16 protein-coding genes and 1 tRNA gene are annotated in these 17,938 nt (G+C 61.4%); 4 read left to right on the top strand and 13 right to left on the bottom strand.

Annotated elements, in window-relative coordinates:
* Positions 1 to 105 precede the first annotated feature (105 nt).
* From QZ409_RS14725 to rpmH, 6 genes are all read right to left on the bottom strand, one after another.
* Positions 106 to 816 (bottom strand): pyrimidine 5'-nucleotidase, encoded by a 711-nt coding sequence (locus QZ409_RS14725; RefSeq protein ID WP_296712793.1) that lies wholly within the window; start codon positions 814 to 816, stop codon positions 106 to 108.
* Entirely contained in the window at positions 813 to 1,718 is a 906-nt protein-coding gene (gene argB / locus QZ409_RS14730; protein ID WP_296712796.1) for an acetylglutamate kinase, read from the bottom strand. Before argB ends, QZ409_RS14725 begins: the two co-directional genes overlap by 4 nt.
* A gap of 31 nt (positions 1,719 to 1,749) precedes the next feature.
* On the bottom strand, positions 1,750 to 2,442 hold the full coding sequence (yihA, locus tag QZ409_RS14735) for a ribosome biogenesis GTP-binding protein YihA/YsxC (RefSeq protein WP_296712798.1): 693 nt from the start codon (positions 2,440 to 2,442) through the stop codon (positions 1,750 to 1,752).
* Positions 2,443 to 2,514: 72 nt separating this feature from the next.
* Positions 2,515 to 4,314: a membrane protein insertase YidC gene (gene yidC / locus QZ409_RS14740; protein WP_296712799.1), complete on the bottom strand. Its 1,800-nt coding sequence runs from the start codon at positions 4,312 to 4,314 to the stop codon at positions 2,515 to 2,517.
* Positions 4,315 to 4,325: 11 nt separating this feature from the next.
* On the bottom strand, positions 4,326 to 4,769 hold the full coding sequence (gene rnpA / locus QZ409_RS14745) for a ribonuclease P protein component (protein ID WP_296712800.1): 444 nt from the start codon (positions 4,767 to 4,769) through the stop codon (positions 4,326 to 4,328).
* 31 nt (positions 4,770 to 4,800) lie between these two features.
* A complete protein-coding gene (rpmH, locus tag QZ409_RS14750) occupies positions 4,801 to 4,935 on the bottom strand; it encodes a 50S ribosomal protein L34 (protein ID WP_283364330.1) in 135 nt (44 codons plus the stop codon).
* Between the two features lie 286 nt (positions 4,936 to 5,221).
* On the opposite strand from rpmH, the gene QZ409_RS14755 reads away from it, so the two are divergent.
* Positions 5,222 to 5,298, top strand: a tRNA-Arg gene (locus QZ409_RS14755).
* Here the strand turns inward: QZ409_RS14755 and QZ409_RS14760 are convergent.
* From QZ409_RS14760 to QZ409_RS14780, 5 genes are all read right to left on the bottom strand, one after another.
* Positions 5,269 to 5,838: a hypothetical protein gene (locus tag QZ409_RS14760; protein WP_296712805.1), complete on the bottom strand. Its 570-nt coding sequence runs from the start codon at positions 5,836 to 5,838 to the stop codon at positions 5,269 to 5,271. The genes QZ409_RS14755 and QZ409_RS14760 overlap by 30 nt on opposite strands.
* A gap of 60 nt (positions 5,839 to 5,898) precedes the next feature.
* A complete protein-coding gene (locus QZ409_RS14765; protein WP_296712807.1) occupies positions 5,899 to 6,924 on the bottom strand; it encodes a recombinase family protein in 1,026 nt (341 codons plus the stop codon).
* A 486-nt stretch (positions 6,925 to 7,410) separates the two neighbouring features.
* A complete protein-coding gene (locus QZ409_RS14770; RefSeq protein ID WP_296712809.1) occupies positions 7,411 to 8,205 on the bottom strand; it encodes a hypothetical protein in 795 nt (264 codons plus the stop codon).
* A complete protein-coding gene (locus QZ409_RS14775; protein ID WP_296712811.1) occupies positions 8,202 to 9,080 on the bottom strand; it encodes a tyrosine-type recombinase/integrase in 879 nt (292 codons plus the stop codon). Before QZ409_RS14775 ends, QZ409_RS14770 begins: the two co-directional genes overlap by 4 nt.
* A gap of 200 nt (positions 9,081 to 9,280) precedes the next feature.
* A complete protein-coding gene (locus QZ409_RS14780; protein WP_296712815.1) occupies positions 9,281 to 10,993 on the bottom strand; it encodes a hypothetical protein in 1,713 nt (570 codons plus the stop codon).
* A gap of 1,355 nt (positions 10,994 to 12,348) precedes the next feature.
* Here QZ409_RS14780 and ppk2 point away from each other — a divergent pair.
* From ppk2 to QZ409_RS14795, 3 genes are all read left to right on the top strand, one after another.
* Complete coding sequence (ppk2, locus tag QZ409_RS14785) at positions 12,349 to 13,203, top strand: polyphosphate kinase 2 (protein ID WP_296712816.1); 855 nt, start codon at positions 12,349 to 12,351, stop codon at positions 13,201 to 13,203.
* A gap of 73 nt (positions 13,204 to 13,276) precedes the next feature.
* Positions 13,277 to 14,875 carry a phospholipase D family protein gene (locus tag QZ409_RS14790; RefSeq protein ID WP_296712817.1) on the top strand — a complete coding sequence of 533 codons (1,599 nt, stop codon included), beginning with the start codon at positions 13,277 to 13,279 and terminating at the stop codon, positions 14,873 to 14,875.
* Positions 14,876 to 15,139: 264 nt separating this feature from the next.
* Entirely contained in the window at positions 15,140 to 15,613 is a 474-nt protein-coding gene (locus QZ409_RS14795) for an OmpA family protein (protein WP_296712819.1), read from the top strand.
* Positions 15,614 to 16,292: 679 nt separating this feature from the next.
* Here QZ409_RS14795 and QZ409_RS14800 read toward each other — a convergent pair.
* Both QZ409_RS14800 and QZ409_RS14805 read right to left on the bottom strand, forming a co-directional pair.
* Positions 16,293 to 17,051: an outer membrane beta-barrel protein gene (locus tag QZ409_RS14800; protein ID WP_296712821.1), complete on the bottom strand. Its 759-nt coding sequence runs from the start codon at positions 17,049 to 17,051 to the stop codon at positions 16,293 to 16,295.
* A gap of 485 nt (positions 17,052 to 17,536) precedes the next feature.
* Positions 17,537 to 17,938 (bottom strand): efflux RND transporter permease subunit (locus QZ409_RS14805; protein WP_296712822.1); only part of this gene is annotated, 402 nt, incomplete at its 5' end.

Below are 17,938 nucleotides of genomic sequence, written 5' to 3' on the forward strand. Positions count from 1 at the left end.
CGGCGCGCGTCCTGAGGCTGCTTCGATTGCGTTTTCACCAGGATCGGGCGGATCATATGCGAGAGAACGGCCGGCGCAAAATGTTCGGGCGTTTCGCTCGCGGCGTCAGATCAGCCGGTTCAGAAAGTCCACGAGATCGTCGGTGACGAAATCCACATGCGGCGGCGTGTGGTCGTGCTTTTCCCAGTCCTCGCGGTGGTCTTCTGCACCTTGTTTCGGGCGCACCAATACGGTCAACATTCCTGAGGCATGGGGCGCGGCGAGGTTGTGGACGATGTCCTCAAACATGGCGGAGCGCGACGGATCGACCGCATGGCGCTCGAAAAAGCGCTGATAGGTCTGCAAGGCGGGCTTGGGCAGGTAGTCGCCGTGCTCGATGGCGAACATGCCCTCGAACAAATGGTCGATTCCGAGCTGTTTGGCGGTGGCCAGCGCATGGCCGTGCGAGCCATTGGTGAGAATCAGCTTGCGGCCGGGCAGGGCCTCGATCGCTTGCGCCAGCGCCGGATTGGGATCCAACGACGAGCGGTCGATGTCATGGACGAAATGCAGGAAATCGTCGGGCGCGATGTCATATTCGCGGATCAGCCCGGCCAGCGTCGTGCCATAGACGCGGTAATAATGTTTCTGCAACGCGCGCGCGGACTGGCCATCGAGCCCGAGCAGCGCGATCATAAAGGCGGTGATGCGCGCGTCGATGCGCGGCCACAGATCGCTGTCGGGCGGATAGAGCGTGTTGTCGAGATCGAAGACCCAGGTCTCCACCCGGCGGAAATCCGCCAGGCCAGGCGCGCCCTGTTCGGATCGATCGGTCACCTTGTGATCAGCGTGCCCGCGCCATGATCGGTGAGCAGTTCGATCAGCACGGCGTGCGGGATCTTGCCGTCGAGGATGACGACGCCCTCGACGCCCTGCTCGATGGCGTAGATGCAGGTCTCGACCTTGGGAATCATGCCGCCCGTGATGGTGCCGTCGGCGATCAGCGCCGGGATTTCGCTGATGCGCAACTGCTTGATGAGATGCTTGTTCTTGTCCAGCACGCCGGGCACGTCAGTGAGCAGGAGCAGGCGCTTGGCGCCGAGCGCCCCGGCGATAGCGCCGGCGAAGGTATCGGCGTTGACGTTGAAGGTCTCGCCGGCGGCGCCTTGCGCAATGGGGGCGAGCACAGGAATCAGTTCGCGGCCGAGCACTTGCTCCAGCACGGTGGAATCGACCTTGGACGGATCGCCGACGAAGCCGAGATCGACCGGGGCCTTGCCCTCCTGTTCGACTCTCACGACCTTCTGCGCCGTGACCATATTGCCATCCTTGCCGCATAGGCCGATGGCGCGTCCGCCTTCATTATTGATATAGCCGACGATCTGCTTGTTGATGGCGCCGGCGAGAACCATTTCCACCACTTCGACCGTGGCCTTGTCCGTCACGCGCAGGCCGTCGGCGAATTCCGACTTGATGCCCAGCTTGTTGAGCATGGCGCCGATCTGCGGGCCGCCGCCGTGGACCACCACCGGATTGACGCCGGATTGTTCGAGCAAGACCATGTCGCGGGCGAAATTGCGCGCGGTCGCCTCGTCGCCCATGGCGTGGCCGCCATATTTCACCACGATGATGGTGTCGTCGTAATGCAGCATGTGCGGCAGCGCCTGCATCAGGATCTTGGCCTGATCAATGGCGGCCGCCTGGTCGAGGGGGGCGGAGGGGACCGGGGCTTCGCTCATATCTGCTGCCTCTTGAGGGGATGGCGCCTGTTTAGCCGATTTGGGCGGGCTGGAAAATCGTTCTGTCGCGTTCGTATAACAGTTGCGCGACCGCGGCGCGCAGATCGGACAGACCTTCGCCCTTGTGCGACGACAGGAAGATGACGTCGGGATGGGCGGCGGGATGCTCGCGCAGGATCGTCTTGGCGTCGGCGATGGTCTTCTCGACCTGGGCCTGCTTGACCTCGTCGCGCTTGGTCAGCACCACCTGATAGGAGAGGGCGGCCTGATCGAGCTTTTTCAGCATGTCGCGGTCGAGGTCCTTGACGCCGTGGCGGCCGTCGATCAGCACGAACACGCGAAGCAGGCTTGCGCGCCCGCGCAAAAAATCCTGCATCAACTGGGTCCAGCCGGCGATCTTCTCTTTCGAGACGGCGGCATAGCCATAGCCCGGCATGTCCACCAGACGCAGCAGGGGCTCCTTCGGGTCGGGGCCGAGCGCGAAGAAATTCAGTTGCTGGGTGCGCCCCGGCGTGTGCGAGGTGCGCGCCAGCGTCTTGCGAGTCGTGAGCGCGTTGAGCAGCGACGACTTGCCGACATTGGAACGGCCGGCGAAGGCGATCTCGACGGGTCCCATCGGCGGCAGGCCGTCAATCTTGTCGGCGGCCCAAATGAATTCGCAGTTCTGCGCAAAGAGTTTGCGGCCGATTTCAGCGAAATCGAGGGCGGGTGCGGATTCGGTCACGGAATTGCTCCGAAGGAAACGCGACGCGCTCGCCCGGCGCCTTTCCCCGCGCCAGCGGAGAAAGGGTGCGGGTCACGCCGCCTTGCGCGAAAAGGTCTTGCGCAGATTGTCGAACAATTCGACCTTCACGCCCGCCTGTTTCATGATCAGCGTCTGCTGGGCCACGGAGAGGACGTTGTTCCAGGTCCAGTAGATGACCAGACCGGCCGGGAATGCGCCGAGCATGAAGGTGAAGATCACCGGCATCCAGGCGAACATGGTCTTTTGCACCGGATCGGTCGGCTCCGGATTCATCTTCATCTGAACCCACATCGACACGCCCATGATCAGCGGCCAGATGCCGAGATGGAGTAGATGGCCAAATAGCGGCAGGTGGGTCGGATCGATCGGCAGCAGCCCGAACAGGTTGAAGACATTGGTCGGGTCCGGCGCAGAAAGGTCCTTGATCCAGCCGAAGAAGGGCGCCTGGCGCATTTCGATGGCGACGAAGAGCACCTTGTAGAGCGCGAAGAAGACGGGGATCTGCAACAGGACGGGCAGGCAGCCGGAGACCGGATTGATCTTCTCCCGCTTGTAAAGCTCCATCATTTCCTGCTGCTGCTTCACCTTGTCGTCGGGATAAAGCTCTTGCAACGCCTTGATCTTGGGCTGCATCTCCTTCATCCGCGCCATGGACAGATAGGAGCGGTTGGCCAGCGGGAAGAACAGGCCCTTGACGACGAGGGTGATGATGAGGATGGCGACGCCGAAATTGCCGACGAGCTTGTAGATTTCCTCAAGCAGCCAGAACATCGGCCGGGTCAGGAAGTGGAAATAGCCCCAGTCGATCAGCATATCGAGCTTCTTGATGCCGAGATCGTTCTGGTAATGATCGAGAACCTTGGATTCCTTGGCGCCCGCGAAGACGCGGGTGGTCAGCGCCATGTTTTCCCCGGGAGCGAGCGTCCGGGCCTCGCCGAAGACGTCGGCCTGATATTGCGGCGTCACGCCGGGAAATTCGCGGAACCAGCCTTTGTAATTCTCGGACGAGTCGGGAATGATCGCCGTCGCCCAATATTTGTCGGTGAAGCCGAGCCAGCCACCCTGGGCGTAGCCCTCGCCCGGCAGAACCTTGGCGTTATTGGTCTCTTTGCCGATCGCCGCATAGGTCAGTTCGGTCGAGGGCTGGTCGGCGCCGACCACGCCGATGAAGCCTTCATGCAATACAGCGTAGCCTGAGGTCTTGGGCAGGCCCTGCCGGGTCGCGCCGGCATTGGGGAAGAGGGTGACCGCCTCCTTGCCCTTGTTCTGGATCGTGTCCGCCACGGTGAACATGAAGAACTCGTCGACCGAGACCTTGCGCTTGAAGACCAGGCCATTGCCGTTGTCGAAGGTCAGGGTGACGGGCGTGGCCGGAGTCAGCTTGTCGCCATCGGCGGCCCAGAGCGTGTCGGCCTTGGGCAGGTTGAGCGTCACGCCGCGCGGGGCGACATAGTTGAAGTCGATGAAATAGCCATCCGGCGCGCCCGACGGCGACAGCAGGACGATGTTCGGGCTCTTGGGGTCGGTCGTCTCGCGATAATTCTTGAGCGAGACGTCGTCGAGCCGCGCGCCCTTGAGCGCGATCGAGCCGAACAGATTCGGCGTTTCGAGAGCGATTCGCTTGCTCTGGGCGAGCGCCTCCTCGCGGGTCAGGGGCGTCGGCGCGGCCAGGCGTCCCGGCTCGCCGGCGGCGCCCGGCTGAGCCGGATTGCCCGCCTCGATCTGGTTGAGCTGGTTCAGGGTTTGGCGCGCCTGCTGAACCTTGGGCGCGCCATAGAAATGGTTCCAGCCGAGGATGACCAGGAGCGACAGGCCCATGGCTATGAGGAGATTGCGGGAATCCTGCTGCATGTTCAGAGGTCTTACTTGCGGTCGGCGGCCTGTGCGGCGGGAGACCGGCCAGGGCCGGCCCGATGGATTTTCTTCAGGGCGCGGGCGAGTTCGCCGCGCAATTCGTCGAAGGGCGCGGCCAAAGCCTCGCGCCGCGCCGCGAGGACATAATCGCAGCGGAGCTGGAACAGCGATTCGTCCGCCAGCCGGACCGCCTCGCGCAAGCGGCGCCGGATGCGGTTGCGGACGACGGAATTGCCGACTTTCTTGGTGACGGTGAAACCGACGCGGGCCGATTCGACGCCGTCCGGGGCGGCTTTGCGTTCACGCGCCTGCAGCACGAAGCTGTGCTGGTGCTGGCGTCGCCCCTTGGCGGCGGAAAGGAAATCGGCGCGCTTTTTCAGTCGCAAAACACCAAGACGCACGCCGGAGACGGCGTGCGTGGAAAAGGTGTCGCCGTCTTCTGGACGGGTCATGGCGAAAGCCGGGCGCGCCGGCGTCGCGGCGTCAGGCCGAGAGACGCTTGCGGCCGCGCGCGCGGCGGGCGGCGACGACCTTGCGTCCGCCGACAGTGGCCATGCGCGCGCGGAAGCCGTGACGGCGCTTGCGCACGAGTTTGGAAGGTTGATAGGTCCGCTTCACGGGTCTGCTCCGGTTTGTCTGGGCGCGTCGACAGGGCCGGACGCCGCCATATTTTAAAAGCTTCGCGCTTGCCGCTCCTGCTCGCCGCCTTTGATCAGCGCCAATAACAGAAACGACCACGGCGCGAAGCCGAAAATCGCGAGCGGCGTTATAGAGTCATGGTCCGCCAAAAGTCAACGCGAGGGAAGTGAATTTGCCGTCGCCATGCATCTTTGCCTATTGCCAAGCCCGCCGAGAGCGGTTAAACACCGCGCCACTCGCCGGGCCGCTTGGTCCGATGCGTGATGCGCCCGTAGCTCAGCTGGATAGAGCACTAGACTACGAATCTAGGGGTCAGAGGTTCGAATCCTTTCGGGCGCGCCATTTACGTACAAAACCACGAACATTATCCAACCGGGTCCGCTGGCCTGCGATGACGGCCGCAAGAGTGGCTTTGTCGCCGACGATCCGGACCTTGTCGTCATCGACCTCTATGTAAGAAATCACTGACCGCAAATAGGATTTTCGCCCCTGAACGTCGGCCGAGTCGATTTTCTCGCAGACAAGGGCTGCGAAGGCTTCTATCCGCTCGGGGGTGATCGCGGCGCTTGAGGCGATCTGGCTTGCGATCCTGTCGAGCGAGGCCTGGGCGATATCCCGCTCGGTCTTCAGCGCCTTGACTCGGTTCCGGAGGTCTTCGTCGAGGTCGATCACGCCCTCTTCGATGGCGCGATAGAGCCGGGAGAGTTTGTCTTGCCTGGCGTTGAGTTCGACCTGAAGCGCGGCGCGGCGGCCCTCGACCGCCCGGTCCTTGGCGCCCTGCCGCTCGACAAGCCCTTCGAGAATGACGGCCAGGCGGTCAGGCGAGAAAAGCCGCTCTTTGACATTGGCGATGACGAGATCGTCCAGCTTCTCCATCGGCATATGCCGCGCCCGGCAAACCGATTTTCCCTTCTGCTGGCAGCCAGCGCAGCTGTAGTAGCTTTAGTTGCGATCCCGGCGTCGCGTTCCGGTTCTCGTCATGCCGGCGCCGCATGAGGCGCAAACGGCGAGGCCGGTCAGGAGCGTCGGACCATTGACGACCCTCGGAGGGGTGACCCTGGGGTTCTGGGCCGCAAGTCGCGCCTGCACGTGTTCGAATAAGTCCAGCGGGATGATTGTCGGGACGTCAATCTCGACGATGGAAGCCGGATCGTTTCGCTGGCCAGTCCGGGAATTTCGCACGCCATAAGGCCATTTTCCGGTCGCGTAGCACCTGTTGGTGAGGATGACATGGACGGGCCCGACCCCAAAAGTTGCGCCCCGGCGCGTGCGGTAGCCCCGCGCGTTGAGCCACTTGGTTGTGTCCTTGACCCCCAGCGGCCCCGAAATTCCGTCGCCCTCGGCATAGAGACGGAAGATCAACCGGACGAGTTCAGCCTCGACGGGATCGACGTCGAGCCGCTTCTTGATCTTCGAACCGCGCCGTTCTGCCTCCACGATGCGATAGCCCAGAGGCGGGGTTGCGCCGTTCCAGAATCCTTGTTTGGCGGATTCGCGCATGGCCCGGGTGACGTTCTTGCCGTTCTCGCGCGAGGTGTATTCGTCGAAAATGCCGATGATCTGGCGCATCAGGTTTTGGGACGGGTCGTCGCCGGTCGGCTGCGTCACCGAGACGACGTCGACGCCGCACTTCCGCAGTTGCCGGATGGTCAGCTCCATCTCGGCGCCGTTGCGATAAAAGCGGGAGAACGAATGCACGCAGATCACGTCAAACCGCCGATTGGGATCCCCGGCCTGCTCCAGCATCCGTTGGAAGACTGGCCGTCGATCGTCGGTCGCAGAGGCGCCGGGCTCGACATATTCCTCGGTGACGATCCATCCCTGGCCTTCGCAATACCGGCGCGTCAGGTCGCGCTGAGACGGGAGCGAGACGTCGCCCGCGGCCTGGCGGCCTGTGCTGACGCGCAAATAGAGTGCGGCGCGTTTAGCGGCGAGCGGCGCGCTTTGCGGGGCGTTACGAAAGGCCATGACAGGCGCTCCCTGGAGATAGAGACGGGAAAAGGGGAGATGGCGGATGGTACGCGAGAAGCCGCTCGCTGCCGAGGGCGTTGTTGCTCTTTGCGTGCTTAGTCTTTGCCGGACAAAAAGCTGTCGAGATCCGAACCGAGCAGAAGAACCAGGGCGTCGAGTTCGCCTGGTGTGACCGGCGTCTCGGGGCCAAGATCACTTTCGAGCTCATAGAGCCTGTCGTCGACGCGGGGGCTACGACGCCGAACCGACGTGGGGACGTTCCGGGTCGTCGCAGGGAGGCATGGCGAATTTGATTGCGCCGGCGCCCGCAAAATTCGTCCGCGCGCCGCCCGACGAGGCGATGTCTTGAAGGTTCCCTGCGAATCGGAACTGTCCGGGCGACGTGGCTTGCGCATGAGGCCAAAATCGTCGAGGCCAGCGCCCTGGGCGATCCCGCAAGGTCAGACAAATTTCGACCAGTTCTGAGGCTGACTGCGATCGTCTTCATTTCTGAGCACACATTATTTCGGCCCGAGCGCTCTCGTCGATCCTAAATTGCTTCACGATGCCTGGAATCGCATTTTCGAGGCCTTCAGCGGGCAGGCCGCATGCCGACATCACGCCGGCGCACAGGGTGACGAACCGGCCAGTTTTCGCAACGCTCGCCTCTTTCCCGATAATGTCGGGCGCAGACCTCGCAAGTTCGTAAATCAGAAGCCGTCTCTCCAATTGCGGCGTCCGGCCACCGCGGTTGAGCCGATCAAGCTCGACCCATTTCTTGAGGGGCGCATAGGTCTGCTCGACGAGATACGGGAGGAGACGGTGGCTGTGTTTAAGGCCAAGCGCTTCTCGCATCGGCCGAGACCGCTCCTCAAGCGTAGCCAGCGTCCCCTCCGCCGCCATCAGTTCGATTTGGAAATCGAAATTCCGGGGGAAGACATTTTCGCCGAGCGCCTGACTCATACCGGAAAAGGTCAGCGACTTGCCGAGAAAGGCGCCGGTGTCATGCGGAAGAACGAATTCCAGAACGTCTGCGTTTCGGCGACATTCATAATCCAGATGCGCAAACGCCTTTTCCATCAATCTCAGGCGCCTGGTTAGCTCTTTGCGTTCGGGTCGAGCGGAGACCACCTGGTTGTAGAATTCCACGTCGGCGTGAACGTGCCTTAGCGTAATTATGAGAGCGTGGGCCTGCGCCTCCGTCAGTTTCAGGTCACAGATTAGGTTGTCCCATGCCTCAGATAGGGGAATGGTTATGTTGACCAGTTGCGCCTTGGCCTTCGCTTCGGACTTCGTCATATTTTCTTCCTGTCGCCGAACACCGCGTCGATATAGGCGCGATGAGCCTCGTAACCCCTGGCCTGCTGGTAATATCTCTCGGTCGTGGTGAACGTCCGGTGCCCCAGCAACGGCGCCGCCAATCGGACATGCTCGGGATCTGCTATCGCCATTGTCGTGGCGGCGGCGTCGCGGAAGAGGTGCGGATTGATCGCGACGCCGAAGCCGTCTTTCGTCCTGGCCCTTACGCGATCGTATAAAGCGATCTGCGTCATCGGTGAGCCGTCCTTCGAAACCCAGACTGCGCCGTCGATCGGGCGCGTCCAGCGTCCCTCCCTCGCCGCAAGAACAGGTCGGTGAATCTGGAGATAGTTTTCGAGCGGCGCATGCAAGATGTCGGGCAAGCCGATTTCGAAGGCGGCATGGGTTTTCGTTTCATCCTCGCCGAAGGCGACAAGCCATTCCGAGCCCTGCCGGATCAGCGTCCGGTCGAGGACAAGATCCGCGAGATTGCGCCGACGAAGCGGGATCAAGGCGAGGAAGGCGAGGATCATTCCGTCGCGATAGGCGATGGCCGCTTCCAGGCCAGATGACAAACCGGCGCTCGTCATCAGATGGAAGCCAAGATCGACCAGTTCATCCGTGAGATGAAGGTTCGCTTTGTCGCGGACGGGGCGATGCCGAGCGCGAATCTTCGAGGCCGCCTCGTTGATGAATGACCAATTGCGCTCCGGTCCCATGACCTTCGCGACCTCGCCAAGCTCTTGCAAGCGGCTCAGAGTCGTCTGGGTGCTGTTGTCGAGGGCGATCAGGCTGTCGACGTAGGCGCGAACGCGCTCGCGCGTAATTCGGTCGGCTGGCGCTTTGTTAAAGTCGTCACGCGCAAAAGAGGACAAGAAGTTAATCCATCGGCCATAGCCTTTCTCGGCTTTCCGGTTGCTGATGGCGGAGTGGTTCGATCTTGCGCCAACTTCGTCGTCGAGGATGTCGACTGGCGCGCATGCCGCGAGCCATAGCCGTCGATCGGTCTCCGGCCATCTGGATGGCGGCAGGCAGGCGCGCTCGGGCGCTTTCCCGTGACCATAAGGACCACCGCTCATTTCGGCTCCTCTTTCATTTTGGCGCGGCCGGGGACGCCTCCATTCTTGGCGCGGCGATGCGGCGGCGTAGCTTTTGCTCGACGCTCGCTGATCACGGCTGCAAAGTGCTTGCCTGCGGTCCGCGTCTCCGCCCCGGCGTAAAAGCTCATCGTCGTATCAAACGAATGATGACGCAGAACCTCCTTCACGACCGAATATTGCCCTGGACGCAGATCCAGGAAGATTTTCGCGCCGGCGTGCCGGAAGAGGTGCGGATTGACCTCAAGGCCTGTGAAACGGAAGACGGTCGCCTTTATTTGGGTTCCAAGCCCGTAGGCGGCTTTTGGAGCCGCCCCTTCTCCTGGAAACAGGGCGTCCGTCTCGGCGCGCAGGAGGTGCGGCCGATAGTCCCGGATGTACCATGCGATGATCTCAATCGTTTCGGGGGGCAATTCGAAGTCGATCGGCGCCTTGTTCTTGGTGTCGTTCTCGGCGATGACCAGATAAACGCGATTGCCACGGGGAACCAGGTTCCTGCGCATGTCGATCTGCGCCAGATTCTTGAGCCGTAAGGGAACGGCCTGGAGGATCGCGATCGCCGCCGCCATCTGGGCGTCGATCGCCTTGAGTTTTGGCGCCCGCCGATCCTTTTCGACGGCACAACGAATCTGCTGCGGAAGGATTAGAAAACGGTCCACAGCACCGGGATCGTCAAACGGGCGCAGCCGCTCGCGGTTCTTCGGCGTCAGGCGCCGCGGTCCGGCGGGAAAGCGCGCGGCCAGATTCTTCATCTTGAACTGGATCAGATCGTCGGCCTTCGCCCAATGTTTGGCGACGCCTTTCAGGAAACCGGCCATTTGCGAGACCTGGGGCGAGTTCTTGCCGTCATGACGATCGAGCAAGAACCGTAAAACCAGTTTGAAGTTCTCGAGGCTGACGACGTCGGCGAGCGAACAGATGGATTCAGGCGGGACGCCCTTGTGGACGAGCGCAGAGGCCGCGACGCGCAACTGGTATGCGCGGGTCTTCAATGACGCGGCCCGGAGCGGGCGAGGAGGCCCGTCCTCGTCCAAGTCGGCGCCCGACTGGCGCAAAAGAAACGCGTCGACGTCAGTTTTCAGCGAAGCCGGAAAAGCGGACCAGTCCAGCACATAGATTTCGCGGCGAACGATTCGAGGTATCTCGACATCAGGCCAACCTGCGATTTCCCGCCGACAGGCGTTCCAGGTCCAGACGATCATATCCCAGGTCTGCTCTGGCTTCGAACGCAGGCGATCGCCGTGAATCGCTTCGCGATAGGCCTCAAGGTCGTCGAGGGTGACGTCGGCAGGGCGAACGCCCTTCGCGCCAAGATACCGGGCCATAGCAAGAAGTCGCGTCGCGCGGTTCCGCGGCAGAGGTTTGAGCAGAGCTTCCCATTCGGGCGTCAACGGCAAAGCCTGGCGCCCCGGCTGCATCGGGCGGGCAAGGCTAAGCGCCTTGCCGACGAGCGACCTGATGTTTGTCCAACGACCATTCGACAATCCCTCGGCCTCTGGCGCGATCGCCTCCATCCGGCGGCGCAACCTTGCCGGATCGGCGGCGATATCCCGAGGTTCCGCGCCGAGCAGGCGCGCGAGCGTGCGCACCGCGGAGATCTGGTCGCGCTTTTGGGTCGGCGACAGATTCGCGCGTTCAATCAGAGGGATGAGATCGGCGAGCGTGCTTCGTGAAGCTTCGGAAGTGGTCATGTGCGGTCTCGTTATGACACGAGTGGACAGGCGGTCATTTTCGTTATTACCATACTTATTAAACGAATGCGTTTGCATGATAGTGTAATAACGATAATAAAAATATAATGTTATTTCAATGTCTCACCGCTTCCGATTAATGCCACGAGATCCCTGCGCCTAATCCGTACCGACCGGCCGATCCGAACCGCTGGGATTGACCCCGATGCGATGAGGCGGCGGATCGTTCGCTGAGAGACATTCAGGATTTGAGCAGCGTCTTTGGTGGTAAGAAGAGGCGCTAGCGTGCTCGCGTGGGTTGATGGGTCGCGTCTTCCGCTGCTCTTTCGACCGCATTCAATGGTTGTTTCATCGCCAACCGAGGCGTCGGCGCCGCCGGTACTGCCCATGTCAGCCCGATCCGATGTGGACCACTTGGTCGGAGCTGAATTGACGGCCGCTGCACTAACCCAGTCGGGAAGGCCGCACGGAAGCTCTTGTGGTCCGGGCCTCGAAGCGGAGCGGGATGAAGTATTCGGGACGGTAGAAACCTGACGAACGGCAGCCCCAGTTCCCGAGGCCCCCGGTGTTTGATCGCTCGCCTGGACTTGCGAGCAAAAAATTGGAGGCGATGTACGAGATTGACGCATCGTCCATTTTTAAGTCAGGTCGCCTATGAGGCCGATCCGGAAACCGACCAGAATTCAAAAGAGGTTTTGGATCCGCGGCGCGGGGCGGAGGGGTGATCCGGTGGGGTTGATGTCCTGCGCTACCGCCTGAAGATGGAGGCGCGGGTGGAAGGACAGCGACAGGAGCAGAACCGCGCTAGCGTTCTCCAGATCCGCCAGATCGGCAGCTAAGGAACCTCCAATCGGTCCGCGCGACAATGGCGCGCACAAATCAGGAAGGCTGTGGCCGCGACGAGGCTCGCGAGGGGAACAAGCCGCAAGGCGAGCGGCAAGCCAGATCGATGAAGCCGAGATCGCAGCTCATAATGCTGACGAGCCAAATGCCTTCCTCTGTCCGTTGTTGCTGCCAACCGCACCTAGCGTGCCCTACGGAAGAGCGGGAAGACTACCGAAGGTGACGCTCGCCGACATAATCTGACAGCGGACGTTGGCGATAGTGAAAAGGTTCGGCAACCGCTCTGCGACGTGACTTCTCGGCGAGCGATCCCATCGCGCGGAAAGCACGATCCTGTGCTATGTAATGTCTGTTTCATTGCGGCAGGCCGCGCCGATGCGACAAAAAGCTGTGCGGACGCGGTCTTGTGGCGGCTTTCCGAAAATTGCCGCGCCTGACGACGGCGAAGCAGAGGGGACGGAGCGCGCGCCGCTTCGCGCAAAAGCGCGGGATGGCCGTGAGGAGGATCTGAAATGGGCAAGAAAAAAAAGAACCACGTCGAACACGCCGCTGAACCATCTGCCGAAGCAACCAACGGCAAGCTGAAGGACAAGGTCTATGAAAAGGAGCTTGAGAAGCTTCATGTCGAGCTGGTGAAGCTGCAGCAATGGGTCGTGGCCAAGGGCCTGAAGGTTTGCATCGTATTTGAGGGCCGCGACGGCGCTGGCAAGGGCGGCTGCATCAAGGCGATCTGCGAGCGCGTCAGCCCGCGCGTCTTCCGCGTCGTCGCGCTTCCGGCGCCGACCGAGCGACAGAAATCGCAGATGTATATTCAGCGCTACATCGAGCATTTCCCCGCCGCGGGCGAGATCGCGATCTTCGACCGCTCCTGGTATAATCGCGCCGGGGTCGAGCGCGTGATGGGCTTTGCGAACGATTCGCAGGCCGAGCGCTTCCTTGAGCAGGCGCCGAGCTTCGAAAAGGCGATGGCGGAATCCGGCATCATTCTGCTGAAATATTGGCTGGAGGTCGGCGAGGAAGAGCAGGAGCGTCGTCTCGCATCGCGCATCGACGATGGCCGCAAGATCTGGAAGCTGTCGCCGATGGATTTGAAGAGCTTCAGCAGGTGGTATGATTATTCGCGCGCCCGCGACGCAATGTTCTCCGCCACCGATTCGTCTTGGGCGCCGTGGTATGTTCTGCGTTCGGACGATAAGAAGCGGGCGCGGCTGAATGTCATCTCGCATATGCTCAGGCACATTCCCTATGACGACCTGCCGCGCGAGAAGATCAAACTTCCCAAGCGCCAGAGCCGCGATGGTTATGTCGAGCCGGATTATCCCTATAAATATGTCACCGAACATGATTGGGGCGTGGAAAAGGTCTAGGCGTGGGGCGGGGGTGGGAGTGGAGAGCGCCATGCGCCGTGGAACGCCCTTTTGGTTTGCGGGCTGCGGCCAAATGCGCGGCGACCAGCAACGAGCCAGCAGCGCTGCGTGTTCGGCCGAGTCTCGGGCGCTGGCCCGTCGCGGGCTTCCACGCAAGGTTCTGAACTGGCTCGCCCAGATCACCGGCGGCTCCACCCGCCCTCGGCCCGATCATCCGCGCACAATTTCGACGGCGCTCCAGGACACCTCCTCGACCAGGCTGGGCCAATTCTTCGACCCGGCGGCCGATGAGCATCCGGGACTCTCCGGCTTCAGCCTCTTGAGCCACGGGCGCGAGGCCTTCATCGTCCGTCTGGCCCTCGGCGACCTGGCCGAGCGAAGCCTCGACATGCAGTATTATGTCTGGGATGGCGATACGACCGGCCGGATCATCGTCGACCGCGTGATGAAGGCGGCCGATCGTGGGGTCAGGGTGCGGCTCCTTGTCGACGATCCCTACTACAAGGCCAGCGATTCCGTTATTGCCGCCCTCGACGCACACCCGAATGTCGAGATCCGTCTTTTCAACCCTCTCACCAACCGGAGGTGGTCCACTCTTGACTTCATTTTCGACTTCGGCCGGGTCAACCGCCGCATGCACAACAAGTTGATGATTGCCGACAATGCGGCTGCGATCGTTGGCGGCCGCAATATCGGCGACATCTATTATGGCGTGAACACCGCCGCCAACTTTCGCGATCTGGATGTATTGGCGGCTGGGCCTGTCGTCCGCGATCTGTCGCGGGTATTCGACCAATACTGGAATAGCCGCTCGACCGTACCGATCGCGGCCCTCGTCGATCGCGTCTATGGCGCCGCCGATCTTGACGCCATCCTGGTTCGCTTGCGTGAAGAGATCGCCGTGGTCGACTACCCTTATCCGATCGACCAGGACCTGGACGAACTGGCGGCTCGGGGCGCCGAGCTTCGTGACGATCTCGTGTGGGCGCCCGGCCGAATCATCGCCGACGACCCGGATACCGTCACACACAGCGAGGAGAGCGACGACGTGGTCGAATTCATCCGCGGGCGGGTCGCCCAGCTAAAAGAGGAACTGCTTGCCGAGTCGCCCTATTTCGTCCTGCCCGCCAGGGCGCAGGCCACCGTCAAGGCGCTGCACGAGCGCAAGGTCCGGGTGCGCGTGCTGACCAACTCGCTCGCTTCAAACGACATGCTGCCCGCGCATTCAGGCTATGCCAAGACCCGCAGGCGGCTGCTCGAGAACGGCATGGAGCTTTACGAACTGCGCGCGGATACTGACGCCTTCCGGCCGGGCTGGTCGCTTCTTTCCGGGCGGTCGCCAGCGGCCTTGCATACCAAGGCCATGGTCTTCGACCGCGAAGCCGTGTTTATCGGCAGCTTCAATCTCGACCCGCGCTCGGCCGTAATCAACACCGAAGCCGGTCTCTATATCGAGAGCCGGGAACTTGCCGAAAGGCTGACGGCCTACATGTCGACTGGCGTCGAGCCCGCCAACAGTTACCGTGTCCTCCTCGACACGAATGGCGAGATCGTCTGGGAGACGATGAGGGACGGCCAAATAGTACGATACCGGGACGAGCCCGAAACCGGCTTCCGCCGGCGCTTCGTCGCCAAACTGTGGAAGCTCCTGCCGATCGACTCGCAACTCTGATCTGTAGAAGTTTCTACTCGACCTGAGAGATGGGCGGAGACCGATCACGACGCTGTCGCTGAAACGGTGGTGCATCGGCCGAGCATCACATGAAAACGACCTGCGCTCTGCAGGACAGACCATTTCCTTGAGCCCTGATGCTCGTGCTTTCAGAAGCGGTTGGATTATGCTATGTTATCTGGTTCTTCGCTTTAATGGCCTGCGCCCGGTCATTTACCCAAACGACCATCCGGTGGATGCCGTATTAGGGAAAGGGGAACCCCAATGTCTAAAAGCAAAAGCAAAGGAACGAGGAGCCTTGCAGCGGCGGCGCTCATAGGGCTTTTTGCGGCTCACGCTGTGACAGCGCAAGAGACGAAAGGTCTGCCGCGGGATTCTACCGCCCATTTTATTTACTTTGACACTGGCAGCCACGCGTTATCGGCGAAAGACGAAGGCCAAATACGCGACGTGGCCGCAATGATGCAAAGCTCCCCGACCGTCGTCGCCACGATCATCGGCAAGACCGATTCGGTTGGCTCCGCAGACTTCAATGAGCGCCTATCCAAACGACGCGCCGATGCGGTCTTCGGGTCTCTCGTTTATGACAACAAGGTGGCACAGAACCGGGTGGAGGTGTGCTGGACTGGCGAGCGTTTGCCATTCATGTCCGCTGCCGATGAAACGGCGGATTTACAGAACAGGGTGGTTGCGATTGTCGTTAGCAAAGCGACGGTGGGCCATTTTTGTGGCAGATGAGCGTTGAAGGGTTTCGCTCGTGCGGGCCGCGGTCAGGACCGGGAACTCTAGCGCCAAGGCTGCCATGTTGCCCGCAGTTTTGAGGTGCGAGCCCGCAGGCGGGTCCACAAAGTCGGGGACATCGACATAGGGGAGCGCCCGCCGGTGTCCGCGCGAGAGCTTTAGTATGAGCTTGTCCAGATGGCCTTTCCAACTCGCAAGGTTTGCCTTAGTCCTCGGGAATGGGAGTGCAACCTAGCGAAATAGCGCCGCGTCATCTTGTAGTCAGGTTTTGACGCGTCGACCACCGTCGTGGAGCGGGCGACGGCGTGATACAAAAATGTGATGCGCGCGTCTGGCGGCTGTGAGCAATTATCTGTATTTGAAGGGAATTGGAGCGTCCGATCAGGCCTGCCTGTTCCCTTTACGCGGGCAATATCGACGTAATCCGCAGTGCAGATCGTAAAAGGCTGGAAGAGGCGTGTCCGCGGGGGCGATTTGAGTTAGAAAATAGCAGCGGGATCATGCCCAGGCGCCGCACATCAAGCCCAACGCCTCGCGGGCCATACAGCGGAGCTTGACGTCCTGGAGACTGGCTTGCGAGCGAAAGCGACATAATCGCAAAGGCGATTTGAATGCAAAAAAAGAGCCCGGCCAATTGGCCGGGCTCGGTAGGGAAAAACCCTGATCCTTACGGATCTCAGTACTTGGCGACGACCGGAGCCGGGGCGCTGAACAGATAAGCCAAGCCGACGCGGACCGTGTTGATGGAGGTCGACGGCCGGATCGGGTCGTAACCAGCAGCCCAGTTCGGGACAATGTTGTACGAACCGAAGTCGTAGTAACGATATTCGACGCGGCCGACCCAGTTCGGGGTGAAGGCGTATTCGACGCCGGCGCCGACGTCGAAGCCGGATAGGTCGGTGTTGCGGGAAATGGAGCCGATGAACAGGCCCGACGGAGCCGCGCCCGACAGGGACGTGCTGCCCTGAGCCCAAGCCGCGCCGCCGATGGCGTAAAACAGGGCGCGATCATAGGCGACGCCGAGGCGGCCGTTGATCGAAGCCAGCCAGTTCGTCTGGATCTTCGCGGTGTAGACGTTGGCGTCGCCATTGATGTTGCTGCCGACCCACGACCAGGACGTCGAAGCCGAGGAGCCCTGGAAGTCGCCTTCGATGCCGATCACGAAGTTCTGGTTGATCTGGTAGTTATAGCCGACGTAGCCGCCGCCCAGCACGCCCGAGGTGTCGAGGCTGTGCGAGTTCCAGCCCCAGTCGGAGCGGAGCGAGGTCGAGCCGAAGTTACCGCCGATGTCGGCGCCGATGTAGAAGCCGGTCCAGGAGAAGACCGGAACCGGCGCAACGTAAACCGGAGCTTCCTTACGCGAGGGCAGGTCGGCGGCCAAGGCCGAGCCCGCCAGAGCCGCAAGAGCGACCGTGGAGAGAAGAATATGACGCATTTGTTTTCCTTCCTTGCGGGATGCCGTAACGGACGCAAGCTGCGTTTCTTAGTCAGATGATAATGTGACTTAATCAGCCAGGGCTAGTCGAATTGAACCTCATCGTGTTGTTTTCCATGGAGTGTTGCAAAAGCGACTCACGGAGGGGCGGTTTTCCGAGGGCGTGGACGCGGCATAATGCCGATCAATTTGATGTGCCTTCATGGACGAGTCGTTGAGCGTAAAGTTTCACTTTTTGTTGGCCATATTCGGAACGGATTCAGCTGCGTCGCTTAGGAATCCGCGCCAGGCAGTAAAATGATTCATGGGGCTGTCGACAGGCCACGTTCAACGAGCAGGCGGTAGCGGTTTTTGGGGGGCATCGCAGAATCTTCCCCAATTTGTACCTTAAGCCACGTCGAGGGATGCTGAGGCTCATCGTTCGTTCTGCCGCCTCGGTCCGGACGGCCTGGTTCCAGACCATTCGTCCTTTTTCTCCCTGTGGCTCAACCGTGCGCGGGCGTTCCCGCGCTCTCCTGCTCGGCCTTCGGCCGCGTCGAGGGGCGGAATTTTTCGCGCAGGCCCTGGAACGCCACATAGAGCGGCGGAATGGCGAAAATGCCGACCACCGAGGCCAGGATCATGCCGCCGAACACCGGCGTGCCGACATTTTTCCGCGCCAACTCGGAAGCGCCATGGGCGACGACCAGCGGATAGAGGCCGAGAATGAAGGCGAGCGAGGTCATCATCACCGGGCGGAAACGCAGCCGCGCGCCCTCGGTCGCCGCTTCGAGCAGGGGAACGCCGCGCTCACGCTGCTCCTTGGCGAATTCGACGATGAGGATGCCGTTCTTCGCCGCGAGGCCGATGAGCACGACCATGCCGATCTGGCCATAGAGATCGAGCGT

Origin of the sequence: Rhodoblastus sp. (assembly GCF_019449565.1) — a bacterium.
Lineage (GTDB): Bacteria > Pseudomonadota > Alphaproteobacteria > Rhizobiales > Beijerinckiaceae > Rhodoblastus.